Annotated in this window: 16 protein-coding genes; 1 reads left to right on the top strand and 15 read right to left on the bottom strand. The window is 43.3% G+C overall.

The genetic code is table 11. The annotated features are described in order from the left end of the window. Window positions 1-5: 5 nt before the first annotated feature. The 5 genes from AC1DOV_RS28865 to AC1DOV_RS28885 form a co-directional block, all read right to left on the bottom strand. Window positions 6-1,460 carry an ABC transporter substrate-binding protein gene (locus AC1DOV_RS28865; RefSeq protein ID WP_477551678.1) on the bottom strand — a complete coding sequence of 485 codons (1,455 nt, stop codon included), beginning with the start codon at window positions 1,458-1,460 and terminating at the stop codon, window positions 6-8. 59 nt (window positions 1,461-1,519) lie between these two features. Further along, the gene (murQ, locus tag AC1DOV_RS28870) at window positions 1,520-2,425 is read right to left on the bottom strand and encodes an N-acetylmuramic acid 6-phosphate etherase (protein ID WP_477551679.1); all 906 of its coding nucleotides are present in this window, start codon (window positions 2,423-2,425) and stop codon (window positions 1,520-1,522) included. A 570-nt stretch (window positions 2,426-2,995) separates the two neighbouring features. Further along, window positions 2,996-3,859 (bottom strand): MurR/RpiR family transcriptional regulator, encoded by an 864-nt coding sequence (locus AC1DOV_RS28875; RefSeq protein WP_441877315.1) that lies wholly within the window; start codon window positions 3,857-3,859, stop codon window positions 2,996-2,998. A 108-nt stretch (window positions 3,860-3,967) separates the two neighbouring features. Then, the gene (locus AC1DOV_RS28880; RefSeq protein WP_477551680.1) at window positions 3,968-5,329 is read right to left on the bottom strand and encodes a (Fe-S)-binding protein; all 1,362 of its coding nucleotides are present in this window, start codon (window positions 5,327-5,329) and stop codon (window positions 3,968-3,970) included. Further along, the gene (locus AC1DOV_RS28885) at window positions 5,322-6,737 is read right to left on the bottom strand and encodes an FAD-binding oxidoreductase (RefSeq protein WP_477510292.1); all 1,416 of its coding nucleotides are present in this window, start codon (window positions 6,735-6,737) and stop codon (window positions 5,322-5,324) included. Before AC1DOV_RS28885 ends, AC1DOV_RS28880 begins: the two co-directional genes overlap by 8 nt. Before the next feature lie 116 nt (window positions 6,738-6,853). On the opposite strand from AC1DOV_RS28885, the gene AC1DOV_RS28890 reads away from it, so the two are divergent. Further along, window positions 6,854-7,570, top strand: coding sequence for a FadR/GntR family transcriptional regulator (locus AC1DOV_RS28890; protein ID WP_477510293.1), 717 nt, complete (start codon window positions 6,854-6,856; stop codon window positions 7,568-7,570). Between the two features lie 124 nt (window positions 7,571-7,694). Here AC1DOV_RS28890 and AC1DOV_RS28895 read toward each other — a convergent pair whose 3' ends face one another. The 10 genes from AC1DOV_RS28895 to tatA form a co-directional block, all read right to left on the bottom strand. Next, entirely contained in the window at window positions 7,695-8,309 is a 615-nt protein-coding gene (locus tag AC1DOV_RS28895) for an undecaprenyl-diphosphatase (RefSeq protein ID WP_477510294.1), read from the bottom strand. 317 nt (window positions 8,310-8,626) lie between these two features. Next, the gene (gene groL, locus AC1DOV_RS28900; protein WP_076269676.1) at window positions 8,627-10,261 is read right to left on the bottom strand and encodes a chaperonin GroEL; all 1,635 of its coding nucleotides are present in this window, start codon (window positions 10,259-10,261) and stop codon (window positions 8,627-8,629) included. A gap of 78 nt (window positions 10,262-10,339) precedes the next feature. Then, window positions 10,340-10,621: a co-chaperone GroES gene (gene groES, locus AC1DOV_RS28905; RefSeq protein ID WP_054026679.1), complete on the bottom strand. Its 282-nt coding sequence runs from the start codon at window positions 10,619-10,621 to the stop codon at window positions 10,340-10,342. 313 nt (window positions 10,622-10,934) lie between these two features. Then, a complete protein-coding gene (locus AC1DOV_RS28910) occupies window positions 10,935-12,152 on the bottom strand; it encodes a DUF2264 domain-containing protein (RefSeq protein ID WP_477551681.1) in 1,218 nt (405 codons plus the stop codon). Between the two features lie 16 nt (window positions 12,153-12,168). Further along, entirely contained in the window at window positions 12,169-13,299 is a 1,131-nt protein-coding gene (locus tag AC1DOV_RS28915) for a glycoside hydrolase family 88 protein (RefSeq protein WP_477551682.1), read from the bottom strand. Between the two features lie 33 nt (window positions 13,300-13,332). After that, window positions 13,333-15,171 carry a hypothetical protein gene (locus AC1DOV_RS28920; protein ID WP_477551683.1) on the bottom strand — a complete coding sequence of 613 codons (1,839 nt, stop codon included), beginning with the start codon at window positions 15,169-15,171 and terminating at the stop codon, window positions 13,333-13,335. Window positions 15,172-15,357: 186 nt separating this feature from the next. Further along, entirely contained in the window at window positions 15,358-15,951 is a 594-nt protein-coding gene (locus AC1DOV_RS28925; protein WP_441877343.1) for a TetR/AcrR family transcriptional regulator, read from the bottom strand. A gap of 70 nt (window positions 15,952-16,021) precedes the next feature. Then, window positions 16,022-17,188, bottom strand: a complete 1,167-nt coding sequence (locus AC1DOV_RS28930; RefSeq protein ID WP_477551684.1) for a YhgE/Pip domain-containing protein — start codon at window positions 17,186-17,188, stop codon at window positions 16,022-16,024. Window positions 17,189-17,391: 203 nt separating this feature from the next. After that, window positions 17,392-18,144, bottom strand: coding sequence for a twin-arginine translocase subunit TatC (tatC, locus tag AC1DOV_RS28935; RefSeq protein ID WP_076269790.1), 753 nt, complete (start codon window positions 18,142-18,144; stop codon window positions 17,392-17,394). Window positions 18,145-18,273: 129 nt separating this feature from the next. Continuing rightward, entirely contained in the window at window positions 18,274-18,519 is a 246-nt protein-coding gene (tatA, locus tag AC1DOV_RS28940; RefSeq protein WP_076269672.1) for a twin-arginine translocase TatA/TatE family subunit, read from the bottom strand. Window positions 18,520-18,554: the final 35 nt, after the last annotated feature.

Raw genomic sequence — 18,554 nt, forward strand, 5'->3', positions numbered from 1 at the left:
ACAGACTAGTCAACTACAATACCATCTTCACCGAAGGCTTTAATTGCTGCTGCTTTAACTGCATCATACATTTTTTGTGGACTGATCTCATTTGCAAGTAATGCTTGCAGTTTAGGAACGATGACTTCCGTTTCAATTTTAAGTGCTTCTGCGGCTAGATCAGTTGGGATATCTGTACGCGCCGGAACCGCTTTGGACATCATGATTTGGTCTGCTTTAACGTTCTCTTCATTGCGAGGATATTGTTCAAGCACTGCAGCATTGCGTGCAGATTTTGTAATTGGTGATAAGAACAGCTCATTACTGTAGTTAGCTGCAATGGTTCCCGAAGATAGGAAATTAATGGCTAAACCAATATTTTTAACATGCTCTTCAGAAGGTTCCTTTTTGCCGCGAAGCGCAATGTAACCATCAACAACAGCTGTAGGAATGTAATCAGCGCCGTTAAATGTAGGTGTAGGAAGCGCAATGTATTCAGCTTCGATTGAATCCGCTACTGCAGAACCATCATTCGCTTTAATTTTTTCATTGTTTAGACGAGCAGAGTTTTCAAAGCTAGCTAGGCCTTTACCAGTGATCATGGTTTGACCAGTTAAGAACATGTTCCAGCGCTTGCCTGCATCGATAGAACTTAGTTCTTTAGGCATTGAGCCATCATCGATCATTTGACGGATAGCTTCAAGCAGACCTAAGAAGTTTTTGCTTGTGTAAGAGAACTTAAGGTTTTGATCAAAGTAGTCTGGCAAACCGGCAGATTTAGCCATAATACTAAGATAGTCCTTAGATGTAACACCAGATGTTGCGAAAACAAAACCATACTGAGTTGTTTCACCTTTAGCGTTTTTAACAACGCCTTTACTAATTGCATCGCGGAATTGGTCATATGTCCAACCGTTTTGTTGAACGTTTTTCCAATCGATACCCGCTTTCTCTAAGAACTGTTTGTTGCCACCGATAGAATGAATGGCCAAGTAAGCTGGCAAACCATATTGAGAATCGCCCAATTGGAAGTATTTCATTGCAACTTCATCATAATCTGCTTTAACTTCATCTGAAAGTGCAGCATTAAGGTCAATTAGAACGTTTAGCGCTGCATATTTAGATATTCCTGTAGAACCAACCCAAGCGATATCTGGAGGAGAACCCGCATTTACTTGAGTATCAAGTTTTTGTGTCATATCTTCCCAGCTCGCTGGTTCGATTTTCAAAGTTAGGTGTGGATACAATTCATTAAACTCTTTTTCCATAGCAGTAAAACGCGCTTGGTAGTTAGCCGATACTGGAGGTAACAATGCAGTAATCGTATCTTTTTTCAGCTCAGAACCACTGTTGCTGCTGCCTTTATTTTCGGAATTTGTAGCGTCTGGAGCGTTTTTACCGTTTCCTGCACAAGCGGATAATAGTGATAACATCATGATTACTGACAAAAATAGAGTTAATACACTTGATCTTTTTTTCATCGATAACAGCCTCCTCAATTTTTAAAAGCATCAATCCAGCTACTCCATTTCTTCTCCACCTAAGCCAATGATGAGATTGCTTGTTTCAACCGTCCTCCATTTGCGTTAAGTGCTTGTTCTGCTTCCTTTGCATCCAACCCCGTTTTAATCATCATTATTGCTAGCTTACAATTCATAGATGCTTTTTCAAGTGTTTCTGCGGCGGTTGATGTGTCTACACCAGTCGTATTCATAATAATACGGACTGAGCGATCTACCAGCTTAAAGTTACTTGCCTTTAGATCGACCATTAAGTTGTTATACGTTTTCCCTAGCTTGACCATTGTGCATGTTGTCAGCATATTAAGCACCAGCTTTTGAGCAGTTCCCGCCTTTAATCGAGTCGAGCCGCTAATGACCTCCGGCCCTACAACAGGTGAAATACAAACATCTACAATGGGTTCAAACTTTGAGCCTTTGTTGTTACAAACACCGATAGTGGCTGCTCCAAGCTCCTTTGCTTTCGTTAAAGCTGCAATAACATAGTTTGCACTGCCGCTTGCCGAAATCCCAATTAGCACATCTTTGTTTGTTACACCGATGCTTTCGATTAATGCGATCCCTTCATCAACATCGTCTTCACAGCCTTCAACCGCACTACGCAAAGCAATATCACCACCAGCGATATAGCCCTGTACTAAGGAAGGATCTGTACCAAAGGTAGGAGGACATTCTGAAGCATCCAAAACACCTAGTCTTCCTGAAGTGCCAGCTCCTATATAAAACATTCTTCCACCATTAGACAACCTATGATGTAGAACATCAACCGCCTTTGCAATCTGCGGAATTTCCTCAGCTATAGCTGCCGAGACCAGAGCATCTTGTTGATTCATTAACTGGACCATTTGCTCCGTCGTACATTCATCAATCATTAATGTGTCTGGATTCACAGCCTCTGTTGTTAATCCCGCAAGGTAGTCATTCATAGTCATCCTCCGTCTTGTTAACAATATTTCACATATAAATTACTAGATAAGTGAGGTTAATTAACATTAATTATTTTTTCATATTAATACACTGCCCTCAATTCGTCAATAGATTTTGAAATATTATTTCATAAATAAATAATATTTCGTTTTTTTATTTCAATATCTATACACACTGTTATATCACATTTACAAACCGCTTACAAGGTACTTTTTTAATTTTTGTTAAACGCTTACATTGCTATTATTACAGCATTCGCAAAATAAGAAATCGCTGTCATATGCGCTTGTTTCCAATTCAAATGAAGCATAAAATGACATAGTCTCTAATCAACCAGTAGACGTTTCGTTTACAATTTTCATTCATTTTCCATATTAAAATCGTGCGCGAAGCTTCAATTGTCGAATTAAACTAATCATTATATGGTTAGATTAAACGCATTCGTCATGTAGCTAATCTAACATCTATTGAGTGAGTATTATGTTAGGTATAAAAATAAATGCATGAAATACACAAAGAAAGCATTGATCAATGATCAATGCTTTCTTCCCCATTCATTAAAGAAGAACCTAATATCTCAGTTTTTTCTTCACTATATTATGTGTTTTTGTCAAGTAGGTTTTTACTTCCTCATATTCTGCACTTGCGACACCAGCAAATAAGATGTCGATAATCGTAAGCATAGCAATACGCGAGCCCATAGCACCACTGCGAATTGTAATTTCAGGTGTAGATATACTAAGAACAATATCCGCTCGCACGGCAAGCTCACTTTTATTGTACTTCGTAATCGCAATACATTTCGCTTTGTTCTTTTGAGCAATGATCAGTGCATCAATAATATCACTAGTTGCGCCAGAGTTGGAAATGAAAATGGCAACATCATCTTTCTCAAGTAACGTTGCTGCTGTGAGCTGACTATGACCATCCGTATAGGCATGGCACATCTTATTAATTCGTGAGAACTTCTGTTCCCCGTCCATACAAACGATTCCTGAGGCACCTATTCCAAAGAAAACAATTCGCTTGCTATGGCATAATAATTCTACAGCTCTTGCAATTTCTTTTCGGTCGATGACACTAAGCGTATCCTCAATGGACTTGCAATTATTCAAAGAAATATTTGAAATAATTGTCGAGAGATCATCGCCCGGCTGAATATCTGTATATTGAGCCTTTGGATCCTCATCACGAGAGCCCAAAGAAGCGGAGATACTCACAATAAAATTGCGGTATCCACTGTACCCCATCGTCTTGCAGAAACGAAGGACAGATGCATCGCTTGTTTTACTAGATTGAGCTAATTCCTTAATCGATAAATGAGGGATTTCTTCTTTATTTTCTAAAATGTAATCTCCAACCAATCGTTCAACTGGAGTAAAGCTTTCTCTCATTTCACGAATCTTAATTAATATGTTGTCATTTAAACTCATAATCTACCTACTCAAGATTTAATTAACACCTTAAATAATATCATAAACAATTTAGACAACCTAATACAATAGCAAAATACATTTTGGCAAACTTAAAATTAATATTTGTTACTCTGATACAATCATCCGTTCATGCAAAAAATCAACGATGTGCATCGCCTTCATCGTCTGATCAGGCTTATGCTTTTCTATTCCAAGCTTCATTTGAAGCAGACAGCCTGGATTACTCGTTAGCATATAGCTTGCTTGTGTTTTGTTCGCATGTTCCATTTTGTGCTCAAGGATGGCACCTGCCATCTCAGGCTGTACGACATTGTATATGCCAGCAGAGCCGCAGCAGCGATCAGACTCGCCCATTTCAACATATTCAGCGTTAACTACTTCCCTCATTAATTTACGCGGGGCGCTCGAGCCTTTCATCACATTGCGCAGATGACAGGAATCCTGATACGTCACTTTGATTTTTCGGGCATCTTGAGAACTTTCTTTTTGTATAAATTTTGGAATACGTCCCTTTTCTACAATTAATGTACTGACATCAATCACTCTTGAAGCAAACCATTTTGCTGACTCGCTGTACTTTTTATTTTCCTGCATAAGATGGTCATATTCAACGAGCAGCGCACCACAACCGCCTGCATTGGATACAATGAAGTCGACATCGAGCTGTTTGAATATATCGATATTTACAGCTGCCAGTTCGCGAGCGTCATTCATTTCTCCACTATGAGCATGCAGCGCACCACAGCAGACCTGACTTTCAGGAATATATATGTCAAAGCCCGCAGCAGACAGCAGCTCAACTGTATTCACATTCGTATCTGCGAACATAACATCCATGATACAACCGCGGAACATCGCAACTTTGGCGATTCGTTCACCCTTCGCAGGATAAAAAGTGCCCAGACGCTCAACTACACCCTTTGAACTGGCGGATGGCAAGATAGATTCCATCTCAGATAATTGCTTAGGCAACAGCTTCATTACACCGGTTGATTGCACTACTTTTTGCAAGCCAGATTTTTGATAGACCGCAAGCGAGCCTCCAAGCAGCTTCAAGCTGCTACGTTTCGGAAATAAATGTTTGAAAACCGTCTTGCGAATAACTTTAACCGGCAATGAATGCGTTGCGTGCTCCTCGATCGCTTCTTTCGTCTGTTCAATTAATTGACCATACTTTACATCTGCCGGACAAGCTGGTTCACAAGCACGACAGCCTAAGCATAAGTTCATTTGATCTTGGAACTGCTGGTCTGGAACCATTAGTCCATCTACAGCTGCCTTCATCATCGCAATGCGTCCACGTGGAGAGGCAGGCTCCATACCTGTTTCATGGAATGTCGGACAAGCAGGCAAGCAGAAGCCGCATCGCATACAATTTGTTAATTGATCGTAGTCAAGCTTCTCTAATAAAGTACGAGCAAGAGGATTAGCATGCTCGATAACCGGTTTCCCTGTAGTACTAGCCATGCTGCACCACCACCCGTTTCTTCGCTTCCTTAGCAAACATCTTACTAGGATTCAAAATATTCAATGGATCGAAAGCGCCTTTGATTCCTTTCATTACTTCAATTCCCGCTTCCCCAACCTTCCATTCCAAATAAGGGGCTTTCACAACTCCGACCCCATGCTCACCAGTAATCGTGCCACCGAGTTCGATTGCAGCTTCAAAAATTTCGGCAAATGCCTCCTCAACACGATGCACTTCTTCGTGGTCACGTGCGTCAGTGGTTGCGGTTGGATGCAGGTTTCCATCACCTGCATGCCCAAAGGTCGCTATATTCACATTATATTTTTGGGCGATTGCATTTGTACGCAATATCATTTCCGCAATTTTAGAACGAGGTACAGTAGCATCCTCAAGTATCGTCGTCGGGCGCAGGCGAGCAAGTGCGGTAAATGCGCTGCGTCTAGCTGTCAGAAGCTTTTCTGCTTCTTCACGATCCGCTGCTACCTCAATTCGATCCGCCTGCTCTTCCTTGCAAATAAGCTGTATTTTTTCAATATCACGTTCAACCACTTCTTGTTCACCATCCTGCTCAATAATGAGGATCGCGGCCATATCTAGTGGCAAACCGATTTTCGCGAAATCATCAACAACCCGAATGGTTGGATTATCCAGTATTTCCAAGGTAGCTGGAATAATTTGGTTTTTAATAATTTTAGATACCGTATGTGCTGCACCATAAATATCCTTATACATCGCAACCATCGTTTTCTTTGTTTTTGGCTGTGGCACAAGCTTAAGAATCGCCTCTGTAATAACGGCAAGAGTTCCTTCAGAGCCTACTAATAGTTTCGTCAAATCGTACCCAGCGACATCTTTAGTCAATTTCCCGCCAGTACGGATGATTGAGCCATTTGCCAGCACAGCAGTTAAGCCAAGTACATAATCTTTTGTGGTTCCGTACTTTAAGCCTCTTAGACCGCCTGAGCATTCAGCGATATTGCCGCCTATTGTAGAAATTTTCATACTGCTTGGATCTGGTGGATAGAATAGTCCTAGCCCTTCAACATGTGAAATGAATTGTCCAGTAATTAGACCAGGCTGGACAATAGCCGTTAAGTTTTCCATATCCACTTCAATAATTTTATTCATGCGATGCATAACCATCACAATTCCGCCTTGCAATGGTACTGTACCACCGCAAAGATTCGAACCCGAGCCTCTTGTTACAATCGGAATAAGATTGCTGTTAGCTATTTTCATAATTTCTGAAACTTGCTCTGTTGATTCTGGATAAATAACTGCATCTGGCAAAGCCTGCAACATCGGCGTTCCATCATAGGAATGTGCGATTAACGCCTCCTGATCTGTCCGAAAAAATTTTTCCCCTACAATCTCTCGTAATTGTTTAACTACAGCTTCATTCAACATGAACGATTCCTCCATAACTAAATTGAGCAGGTCATCTGATGACTTTGTGTTGATTATAGTGTAATAAAGTTGTACAGTATAGTCTATAGTTTTATTTTCGGGAGGTTTAAAGCTCTATGCAGCCGATAAAGGTAGAAACTGAAAAAGGACATGAGCTTGTGCGAAGAGCCATTCTCTCACAAATTGAGGAAGGTCTCTTACATCCTGGTCAAAAACTACCGTCCGTAGTTGACTTGAGTACCTCCTTTGGAGTAGGTCGCTCCACCATTCGTGAAGCATTGAGCGCATTAAAGGCAACAGGCTGGATAGATGTAAAGCATGGCGGAGGTACCTTTGTCAATAAAGTATTGCCTACCTTGCAGAGCAACTCGCGAGATCCATTCGAGGAATCGGAAAGTGTAAAAGAGATACTGGAAGTTCGTATTTGGCTTGAAAGCGGCAGTGCTGCATTCGCTGCCGAGCGTCGAAATGATAGGGATCTCGAGAACTTAAAGCAGATTATTGAACAAATGGAGCAAGCGTTGGAAATGAATAATACACAAATGAGTGAACATGCGGATATCGAATTTCATCTAGCTATAGCAGCTGCCTCACACAATAAGCTGCTTAATACATTAATGAGTTCACTTACTTCTAAGCTGACCGAAACAATGGGAAAAACTCGCCAGCTGTGGTTTTTCGAAGACAAGTCCTCTTCCACACTTCTCTTAAAAGAGCATCAATCCATATATAATGCAATATTAGCTCAAAACAGCGAGCTGGCCAGCCAGCTCATTCAAGCTCATTTGCATAAAGTCGAGAATGTACTGAAACGCAGAGACATTTTAGAATAATTCTGTTCAATAAAGATTCAAAGATAGAACGACAGTTCTATCTTTGGCTTTATTTTTTCCTATAGGCTTCTCAGCCTGATAACCGACTGGATCTATTATCTTTTTTCTATGTGCTTTATTCCTCTTAATAATCCTTTGATCTATTCCTTTTCGATTTAGTTAGTGGTGATAGAAGCAATTCTTCGCATTTCGCATAACCCCCTAGCAATTTCTGAGTCAAGCTTAACTTAGGAACAACAAGGTAAACAATTGAGCTTGAAATGATGCTTATAATAGCTCCTACTAGGATATCTGCTGGATAGTGGACACCGACCCAAATACGAGAAATACCAACAAGGGAAGCTAGTATAACCCATAAAAACCACCAGCCTTTTCTAAATAACCAAAAGGATACACAAAATGAAAAGAACAATATGGTATGATCGCTTGGAAAAGAATTATCAACTGCTTTTTCAATTAATTTATTAACATTTGCCAACTCAGCAAATGGTTGATTATTCGAATGAAATTTGCCTGCTATTTTCCCAATAATTTCAGCAAATACAAAAGTAATGGTTGCACACACAATCATCATTCTACTCTGTTTATTTCGAGTAAACCAAATGAAGATAACACCTAAAACCAAGAAATACACCATAAACTCAGCAATGAAAACCATAGCAGGATTTAAGTATGGATATTGTTTCCCTAGGTCATTTACCATTCTAAATAAATTAATATTTTCTTCTAAAAAATTCATTTCACACCACCTCCTCTGCCTTTATTTCTTATATCTTAAAAGACAGATAGGCAAACAACCATCGATTCCCCTAACAATTAAGGGTTCCTATGTTACATTATTGTCATTTTGTAAATTGGCTTTAACATTCACATTGGCAGTTGCCCCCGTTGGCAGCGATTACCTCCCTCTCCTCCAATATCCTTATTCACGTTGAGTTTCGCCAAACGCAAAAAGACCTCCCAGAATAATCTGGAAGGTCTCAAAGTTATAAAGATATTGATAAACAGGATTTTCACTGACGAAAACCCTTGATGTATAAGGGTTTATCGCCCTTATTACATCATGCCGCCCATACCGCCCATGCCGCCCATATCTGGCATGCCAGCGCCAGCACCCTTAGGTTCTGGTTTGTCAGCAACAACCGCTTCAGTTGTCAAGAACATAGCTGCAACGGAAGCTGCGTTTTGCAATGCTGAACGAGTTACTTTAGCAGGGTCAACGATACCCGCTTCGAACATGTTAACCCATGTTCCAGTAGCTGCGTTGTAGCCTACGCCGATTTTTTCGTTTTTCAGACGCTCAACGATAACCGAACCTTCTTGACCAGCGTTCGCAGCGATTGTGCGAAGCGGCTCTTCAAGGGAACGAAGAACGATGTTAACGCCTGTTTGCTCGTCGCCTTCTGCTTTAACAGCAGCAACAGCGTTGTATACGTTAATGAGGGCAGTACCGCCGCCCGATACGATACCTTCTTCAACCGCTGCACGAGTGGAGTTGAGGGCATCTTCGATGCGTAGTTTGCGCTCTTTCAATTCTGTTTCTGTAGCTGCGCCAACTTTGATAACTGCAACGCCGCCAGACAATTTTGCAAGACGCTCTTGAAGCTTCTCACGGTCAAAGTCGGAAGTTGTTTCTTCCAGTTGAGCGCGGATTTGGTTCACGCGAGCAACGATGTCAGCGGAGTTGCCGCTGCCGTCAACGATGATTGTAGTTTCTTTAGTGATGCGGATCTGACGAGCAGAACCTAGTGATTCAACGCCAGTTGACTTAAGCTCAAGGCCTAGCTCTTCTGTAATCACTTGGCCGCCTGTTAGAGCAGCGATATCTTGAAGCATAGCTTTACGACGGTCACCGAAGCCTGGAGCTTTAACAGCTACGCAAGTGAATGTTCCACGAAGTTTGTTCACTACTAGAGTAGCTTGAGCTTCGCCTTCTACGTCTTCAGCGATGATTAGCAATTGCTTGCCGGATTGTACGACTTTCTCAAGAACCGGAAGGATCTCTTGAATGCTCGTAATTTTTTTGTCAGTGATAAGAATGTAAGGGTTGTCTAGGACAGCTTCCATTTTATCAGTGTCAGTAATCATGTATGGAGATACATAACCACGGTCAAATTGCATACCTTCAACAACTTCTAGTTCTGTAACAAAGCCTTTCGACTCTTCTACAGTGATAACGCCGTCGTTGCCGACTTTTTCCATAGCTTCAGCAATAAGTTGGCCTACTTCATCGTCAGCAGATGAAATCGAAGCAACTTGTGCGATCGATTGTTTGCCTTCGATTGGTTTCGAGATTGCTTTAAGCTCTTCAACAGCAGCTTTAACAGCTTTCTCGATACCTTTGCGGATAACCATAGGGTTAGCGCCAGCTGTAACGTTTTTCAAGCCTTCGCGAATCATCGCTTGTGCAAGAACAGTAGCCGTAGTTGTACCGTCACCAGCAACGTCATTTGTTTTTGTAGCTACTTCTTTAACAAGTTGAGCGCCCATGTTTTCAAAAGCATCTTCAAGCTCGATTTCTTTTGCAATGGAAACACCATCATTTGTGATAAGCGGGCTTCCGAATTTTTTCTCAAGTACCACGTTGCGGCCTTTTGGACCTAGTGTTACTTTAACTGCATTTGCAAGTGCATCAACACCGCGCAGCATTGCGCGACGAGCGTCTTCGCTAAATTTAATTTCCTTAGCCATTAACAGAAACCTCCCAAAATAGTTTAAGTAGAACTGCTTAGTTTATGTGTTGCCTTCTATGTGACCCTAAGCGGGTTGTTATTCAAAAATCGCGTGAATTTCGCTTTCTTTCATAATCAAATACTCTTTGCCTTCGTATTTGATTTCAGTGCCTGCATATTTGGAGAAAAGAACGCGGTCGCCTTCTTTAACTTCAAGAGCAATGCGAACACCATCTTTCAGCGTGCCGCTTCCAACTGCAATCACTTTGCCTTCTTGCGGCTTTTCTTTCGCCGAATCCGGCAATACGATACCGCTAGCGGTTGTTTCTTCTTTCGCGATTGCTTCGATCAATACGCGTTCACCCAAAGGTCTGATCATTGAAAATAGCCTCCTTCAAAATTTGTCGCTGCTTATATTCTCGTTAGCACTCGAAACCTTCAAGTGCTAACAACTATTTTTATCATACTCATTTTCGTTATTAATTTCAAGTGCTTGGTTTCATTTTTCCGTTTATTTACACTAGGCAGAAGGAACTAAATCTTTTTTGTGCGGATTGGCCCGTCCATTGTGATTCGCTCAAGCTATTATTATGCGCCAACTATATCTTGAGAATACGATAATGCTCAAATTGCTTCCCCGCAGAAATACGACCGTTTGCTCTTTTTAAAACAACCTCAGGATCAGTAAAGATTTACTTCAAAGCCGCATCGATGCCAAAAGCTTGTCCTGACCACGCCTTTTTAGAAGTCCAAGCCTCGTCTGCTCCACTCCAAAATGGATGCTCGCTTGCTAGGCCAAGCGGCAAGAACACCGCAGCGCATAAATAGAGGCTTCCCGTAGAAATGTACCGCTCGCCAACATCTCGCTGATGTCCGCAGAAGCCGATTGTAAGCCATCCATCCGCTGTAAAATTGCCTGGCACTTCAAGCGTTCTACGAATCGCTGCGGTAAGCGCACAGCGTACCTGAGATGCTGTGACGGACGTTGGCAAATCATCATTTAAAGCATGCTGAGCTAGGCTTTGAAAGGCTCCGAAACGATAGGCAAGCGAGCGTCCAATTGGCGGGTATGTTCCATCCGTTCCAATTAGCCGCTCAAGCACTTCTGCATAACGCCGTGAACGGCTCGCAACAGCACCCTGCATGGCTCGCCATTCCTCGTGCTCATGACCTGCTGCGGCAATTACATCGACCAGCATCGGCTGAATAACGAAACTGTTATAGTAATCCCAGTGGAAATCCGGACCATCACTATATGCGCCGTCACCCAAATACCACTGTTCATGCTGCTTCAACGCGTAATCGATCCGCATCGGGTCCCAGTCAAGCTCACCAAGCTTAAGCAGCGCCGCTTCAATCGTTGCTGCAAACAGCAGCCAATTCGAGAAGACTGGCTTTCTCGACCTCGTTTGCTTCAGCGCCGTAATTACATTTGCTTTCACACGCTGCTCCAGCTTTTCACCAAGCTCTATTGGCGCACGCAATACCGCAAGCGCCAAAAAAGCAGCGTCGACAATCGGCTGGTAACCATCGCTGAAGTTCATATAGTCTGGCGATGCTGGATCAGTGCCCGCATCCACTGCTTCACGAGCAAGCGCGGCATAACGAACTCGCAGCTCCTCTTCGTGTCCATTAATGTGCTTATTCTCAAGCCATGGAGCCATACCGGATAAAAGGCGTCCTAACGCTTCCAAATGCGTGAATTTCGCTCGGTCAGCTTTAAGTTCAGCGGCAGCTTTCTCATCATCAGTATCTCCAGCAGTTATTGCGATTTCTATAGGCATCTTCTCTTTAAGACGGCGCTCCGCAAGGGCGCTAAGCACAGGTTCGCCAATAGCGAGCATCTGCTCCAGCCAGTATTTGCGCACAGGTAGCATTTCGTTTATCTGTGATCCACTTTCGATTTGCATGTTCGTTACCTCTCCTCTACCAGAACGTCGAGGAATCCCCTCTTAATCGTGCTAAACCTTCTACGAAGAAATAGTCGCCATAAATAAGCGGCACGTCAATGTTTCTCCGCTCTGGGTAGTGGCTTGTCCCATGCAAAATCAAGCCTTCCTCCGCCTCATCATCCCAAGCGCCGTAATTCTCGTACAGTGAACGCAATATTCGCTCGCCAGCCGCTTGATATAGCTCCGATTCTTCCCCAGGAACTGAGCTTGCGATTTCGAGCAGACCGCAGGCAGCACAAGCGCCAGCTGACGTGTCGAGATAACGTTCTACACCTGAAGGCAGACGGAAATCCCAATGCGGCACCGAATCCTCAGGCAAGTTCGCAAGGAAGAAATGGGCAACCCGCTTCGCCGCCTCCAAATACCGAGCCTCGCCCGTATAACGATAGCTGAGCGCCATCCCGTAAATTGCCCACGATGCTCCGCGCGACCACGCTGAGTTTGGTGCAAAGCCTTGTCCGCCGTTCACACTTACAAATTCACCCGTATGCGGGTCAAAGACTACAATATGATTAACCGAACCGTCCGTCCGTATAAAATGCTCCAGCACCGTATCTGCATGCTCCATCGCCAAATGCTTAAATCTTGGGTCGCCCGTTGTCTCGCTCGCCCAGTAGAGCAAAGGCAGGTTCATCATGCAGTCGATAATCGCCCAGCCCTCATTGCGATCCCCCTCACCCCATGGGTTCCAAGCTCTAATATAGTTTCCTTTTACATTAAATCTTCCGCTGAGTACACTAGCCGCTAACAACGCTCGTCTACGGGATTGCTCTTCACCAAGCAGCTTATAGCGGGCTACACTCGTTAGCGACCACATGAAGCCGATGTCGTGATCCAAGCGATCATATCCGAACAATACTTCATCCAATTGCTGCTCGCATGCTTCGGCAATATCTTTATATCGATCATCCTTCGACTCTGAATCACGGTACAGCAGCCATAACAAGCCCGGCCAGAAACCGGCTGTCCACCACTGAGGCGCCTCCAGCACATACGTTCCATCGACGCTTGCATGCGGAAATCTTGCACCAATCCGATTGCTCGTTCTCGTAACCTTCTCATGTACATTTGCCCAAGCTTCATTTGCCCAATTGATCTGCTCCATATCCTTACTCGCTCCTCGCATCGAATATTGTAGTTATGATTCAAATTGAAAAATAAAATTTGCAATCAACGGCACTTCAACTACTGCTGCTTTCCATTCAAAATCAAGCGTATACCAGAATCGCTCAACGCCATAATGATCGATATCGCTCCTTGCGGTAACGACCGGCTTCCAAACCTGATGATCATAATTAATGAACAATTGGCGTTGTCCTGTTAAAACTACTCGACCTTCCTCTGCCAGCTCAGGAACAAGAAACGTAATGAACCGCTCTGTAACTTGCCGTTCAGCATCAGCTTCTTCTCCATTTGGTATCATCCAAATCGTATTCGACAGCGTCAGGCGCGGCAGCTTTTCCTTTTCCCATAGGAATCGGCGCTCCATTCGCTCCAGCTTGGAATGGCCATACGCCGAGCTGATTTCCAGCGCAAACTTATCCATATTCGCATTTGTTGACGCTTCCATAACTGCTGCTCGAAAAGCAGCCCCATTTTGCTGATGAGAGCCGTCTATAATAGGAACCGAATGACCCTGAGAGCCATTGCACCAAATCGAATACCGTTCCGGGCCAAAATATTTCGCCGTATATTTTCCGCTGCCCAAATCCGCTAAATAAGCTTGTCCATCCGCATGTATGATGAAATGGCCCACATCATTGTGGTTATGAGGCTCCTCATTATGGCCCCCTTTTGCCGCAAAGCTGTAGTTGCCACCGTTCTCACTTGCATGTCTAGACAGAAGCCACTGCACATCAGATAAATAATAGGACTCGGCAGGCCAGATCGTTTTACTTTCAGTCGCCACCATCCATTCTTCTTTCACCCACAGCAAATTACGAATCGCCGGCGCCCAGCGTCCGCAATGATCAGCAGAATACTCCGCTCTAAGGCTCGCATCCGGTACAATGACCTCTGCAAACTCCTGATGCAGACAGCAGCTGAGCCCCATAAATATACCGCTTTCAGGACGCGAATCACTAAAGTTAACGACCGTGCTGCTTCCTGTAAAACATTTCTGCTGAAAAAGTGCAATCTCCTTCACCTTATTCGATGCAAATAAGTTGATTTCCCCATCTGTTGCCGCTTTTAACATCTGAGCAAAATATACATAATATCCGAAACCATACTGCCAATATAAATAACCTTCCGCACACGCACCGTCATCGCCAAATCCACTCAAATAACAATCAAGCGAATGAAGCACACGTTCCAGCACTTGCGACAGCCTATGCGAATCCTCAATAAGATACAACGCTGCTGCCCCAACCGAACCCGCGCATACAGCCGCCCAATTGTGATCCGCTGTCTCCCACCCATATGGGCCTTGCTCCAAAAAAGGACGGAATAGGCGATTCTCTACCTCAGCCTCTATACGCCTTCGCAGCAAGTCCGGCAAGCGGTCACCTAATAACAACTTTACCTCACTCAGTGCAAACCCCGTCTCCGCCGAAAATAAATCGATGTCCAGCCTGTCTGATCCTTCATTAAAATGAGCAGGCAAACACCATATAAACTCATTGCAAACCGACCAGATCATATTAAGAGCGGCAACTTCGTAATCTACATTTTCCGGCTCCTGCAGCGCCATAATGACATACGAATTCAATCTTTTTCGCCTCTCAAAATATACTCTTTCATAAGCTAAGCGCTCTCCCGTATCTCCATAAACACGAAATAGAGAGTAAGTGAGCTCGGGATCAGGGGTAAGCATGAAGCGATCGGCATCCCTTTTAATCTCTTCAAGGAGCTGTTCATTAATGGACTGATTCCACAGTTGCGAACTGGGCTTCTGGATTTCACCGCCTGAGGCTAGAAGCGTCAGCCCTTTTTTCCTATGCTGCTCCAAAATCTCCTGTATCCGGTCACGTTTCATTTGTATAATCTCGCTCCTATTCTGCCTGCGCAGCTGCTGGCTTTATACTAAACGGGCATTATGCGAAACTCCATACTTTCATAATCATTGCACCTAAATTGTACCAGTAGTTTATGAATAGCAGAAGGCTGTAACAAAAAAATACCGTACGGCGATTTCTCGCGCACGGTATTTCATGGTTTTCAGCTATTCGCCTCTATAGTACAATCCACCCAAAATAAATAGGGTTAAATCCTCGACGATCGCTTCCTGTGATGAACGTTCTTCTTCATGCAAGATAGCCCAATATTGGCTATTCCGATGAAAGAGCAACGTACCGATAATGGAAAACAAGGTGTTATCTAAGGAGTTGAATTGAAATAAACCTTGCTCCTGACCCTCTTTGAGCCAGTAGCGGAGCTTCCCCCACATCGGCATCACATGCTTGCGTATCTTCTCAATTCGATCCGTGTTCATGATAACTTCTTGCTGAATAATGTTAATTAATTGATAGTCGCTGTAGCGGAAATTAGTTACCTCACGAACAATAAGTCTAACACCCTCTACCGGATCTATCTGCATTGGGTCTAGCTCGGCAATTTGATTGTTTGGAAAATAATAATCAAATAAAGCATAGAACATATTTTCTTTCCCGCCAAAATGATACGAGACGAGCGCAACATTAGCTCCAGCCTCTTCGCATATTTGCCTAACGGTCGTTTTATCGAAGCCGTTTTCCGCAAACAGCTTTTTGGCAGCTGACAATATTCTAATTTTAATATCCGCATCTCCTGTTGTCATGACGGGCCCCCATAAAAACAATATCTTTTATTTTGAACCACTTCTAAACCAACAGCAAACTGCAGTTGAATTATCTTTTTTGCCCTGCAATTATTGCTGTAGGCTGCACTACAGGAGCGGCTTGGCGCTTCAGCGCCACCGCAACGACGCTAACCGCAAAGGCAACGACCGCAATAACGCTCAGTGACAAAGAGTCAGCTGTAGCCGCTGGGCCGCCGAACAAAATATTCATCGTACCTTCAACTGCATACGTCGCTGGAAGAATATCACCAAGCTTGACGTAAAAGTCGGATAACAATTCACGCGGTACGATCGCACCAGAGGTAACAAGCTGTGCCGACAATAAAATAATATTGAACAGCATGCCGCTTAAACCAAACAGGTAAATAAACATTTGCGAGACGAATATAAATGTTAATACGAACATCAGCTGGAACAGCCAAATATGAAGGAATCCTTGTTCCATCTGACCGCCAAATGCAGCAAGCAAGGAAGAACCTACTAACGAAACAATGACACCTGCTCCTACATTAATTACGCTTCTTGCGCCAAAACGTTTCCATCTGCTTGTTGTTGCTCCTAGTGAAAGGGAAGATTGCTCAAAGTTCATACCCATGATCATCGCGCCGACATAAGAAGCAAGCACCAGCATCATCGGAACCATTTGATTGTTCATTCCTTGTATCACGTTCGTTGTCTGAATTTCAGATTTAACACGCTCTGACAATCCTTGTGCCGCTGCTCCAGCTTGCTCTGCTGGCAGCTGCATGTTGCCAAGTACCGTTTGAATGCCGCCCGTTACGGCTTGTTTATTTACTTCTGCTGTTATTTGTCCGGCTGCACCACTCATAATACTTTTAATCAGAGCTGGATTTGATTCGTTAATTACATATTGAATGGAGGCTGTACCATCGGCTGCTGAAGCCTTCTGAGAGAAATCCGCCGGTATCCATACGACCATCTGCAGTTCACGCTCATTCAGCTGCTGCTTCGCCTCGTCAATGCTGCTGATTTCACTCATGTTAAAAGGCAAGTTCTGAACAAGGTTGCCAGCAATCTTCTGTCCCATCTGTGCATCTTCATTCACAATAGCAATATGCAAATTTTGTACGCGGTCCGTAACACCGTTATAACCTGTCATCCAAATGACCGAAAAAATAACTTGGAACATGATTGCCGTAAATATACCAACGATAGTCGTTGGACGTTTCATAAAAGCAATTAGTGCATTTTTCAATATGATCCACTCCCGTTTTCTCTATTTAAACAATTGTTTTAAACAACTGTTTAAATATTATGCGGAAATGATGTTTTTGTCAACCACGCAAACTCGCCTTCGGCGTCCTCTAGATGCTGATGAAGCTTTGACGGAGAAATATTAGCCTTTTATAAGCTTCTTAAATAAAAAAAAAGAAGAAGAGGACATTCCCCTTCTTCTTCCTATGCTTCAGACATTGACTCTCCATATTCCGCTTCCCATTTTGCATCTGCAGCTAGCTGCTTTTTGTGTACCGAACCTGATAAAAACACACTAATCTCATATAGAACGAGTAATGGGATTGCCACTAATATATCCGATATGAAATCCGGCGGCGTAATCATAACTCCAATAAGCACCATGATGAAATACGCTAGACGGCGCATTTTGCGAAGCCGCTGTGGATTCACTAAACGAATAGCTGTCAAAAACATGATGACTAGCGGCAGTTCGAATAACAGCGATATCGGAATGAGCAGATTAAACATAAACGTAAAATACTGCGCGATACCATATGTTTCCTCAAGGTTTAAATGTTGTGATACTGTTCTTGTGAAATTAAAAGCGAGTGGAAAGACGACAAAATAAGAAAACGCCAATCCAATTAAAAACATGATTAGTGCAAATGGAACATATTTAAGCGTGGAACGCTGCTCGTTCTTGCGCAAAGCCGGCTTTACGAATGCCCAAAGCTGATATGCAATAACAGGCAAAGAAATAATTAAAGCGATGACAAATGCAAATTTCATATACATGCCAATGCCATCCCAAAGGGAAAACGTATGTAACGAAATTGTATTAGCAGGCTTCTGGCTCATTAGAAAGTTATAGGTAGGCTGTGCAAATATAAGTCCGACGACTAAGCCTAACGTTAAAATAATAAGCACGTAAATGATACGCTTGCGTAGCTCGCCAAGATGCTCCAAAAGCGGCATCAACCCTTCTTCTCGAAGAAGCGCTTTACGTGATTTATGCTCCGATTTGCTGTTTCCTTCCGATCCCACCTGCACGATACCTCCTTCGCCTAGCGGTAAACCTTTTTTTCAAGAAAAAAGCGGGCCTGATTAATCCGGCAGCCGCTTATTGTCTTTATCACTATTTTCCGAGCGACTCACTTCAACACGGCTCGAATCTTTGTCCTTGCGATCACGGTCACGATCATCATCATCCATGATCTCTCTTGCTCCGGATTTAAACTCACGCAATGTCCGTCCGAATGCACGTCCAAGTTCTGGAAGCTTGTTTGGTCCAAATAGTAGCAAAGCAACCAACACGAGCAGTATAACACCTGTTGCACCAATTCCTGACATTTGCCAACCTCCTCGTAATTTTATGTAGCAGCATC

Source organism: Paenibacillus sp. 01T47, assembly GCF_056398245.1.

Coding starts and splice junctions, on each gene's coding strand:
- AC1DOV_RS28865 (WP_477551678.1), bottom strand. CDS start 1,460: ATGAAAAAAAGATCAAGTGTATTAACTCTATTTTTGTCAGTAATCATG.
- murQ (WP_477551679.1), bottom strand. CDS start 2,425: ATGAATGACTACCTTGCGGGATTAACAACAGAGGCTGTGAATCCAGAC.
- AC1DOV_RS28875 (WP_441877315.1), bottom strand. CDS start 3,859: ATGAGTTTAAATGACAACATATTAATTAAGATTCGTGAAATGAGAGAA.
- AC1DOV_RS28880 (WP_477551680.1), bottom strand. CDS start 5,329: ATGGCTAGTACTACAGGGAAACCGGTTATCGAGCATGCTAATCCTCTT.
- AC1DOV_RS28885 (WP_477510292.1), bottom strand. CDS start 6,737: ATGTTGAATGAAGCTGTAGTTAAACAATTACGAGAGATTGTAGGGGAA.
- AC1DOV_RS28890 (WP_477510293.1), top strand. CDS start 6,854: ATGCAGCCGATAAAGGTAGAAACTGAAAAAGGACATGAGCTTGTGCGA.
- AC1DOV_RS28895 (WP_477510294.1), bottom strand. CDS start 8,309: ATGAATTTTTTAGAAGAAAATATTAATTTATTTAGAATGGTAAATGAC.
- groL (WP_076269676.1), bottom strand. CDS start 10,261: ATGGCTAAGGAAATTAAATTTAGCGAAGACGCTCGTCGCGCAATGCTG.
- groES (WP_054026679.1), bottom strand. CDS start 10,621: ATGATCAGACCTTTGGGTGAACGCGTATTGATCGAAGCAATCGCGAAA.
- AC1DOV_RS28910 (WP_477551681.1), bottom strand. CDS start 12,152: ATGCAAATCGAAAGTGGATCACAGATAAACGAAATGCTACCTGTGCGC.
- AC1DOV_RS28915 (WP_477551682.1), bottom strand. CDS start 13,299: ATGGAGCAGATCAATTGGGCAAATGAAGCTTGGGCAAATGTACATGAG.
- AC1DOV_RS28920 (WP_477551683.1), bottom strand. CDS start 15,171: ATGAAACGTGACCGGATACAGGAGATTTTGGAGCAGCATAGGAAAAAA.
- AC1DOV_RS28925 (WP_441877343.1), bottom strand. CDS start 15,951: ATGACAACAGGAGATGCGGATATTAAAATTAGAATATTGTCAGCTGCC.
- tatC (WP_076269790.1), bottom strand. CDS start 18,144: ATGCCGCTTTTGGAGCATCTTGGCGAGCTACGCAAGCGTATCATTTAC.
- tatA (WP_076269672.1), bottom strand. CDS start 18,519: ATGTCAGGAATTGGTGCAACAGGTGTTATACTGCTCGTGTTGGTTGCT.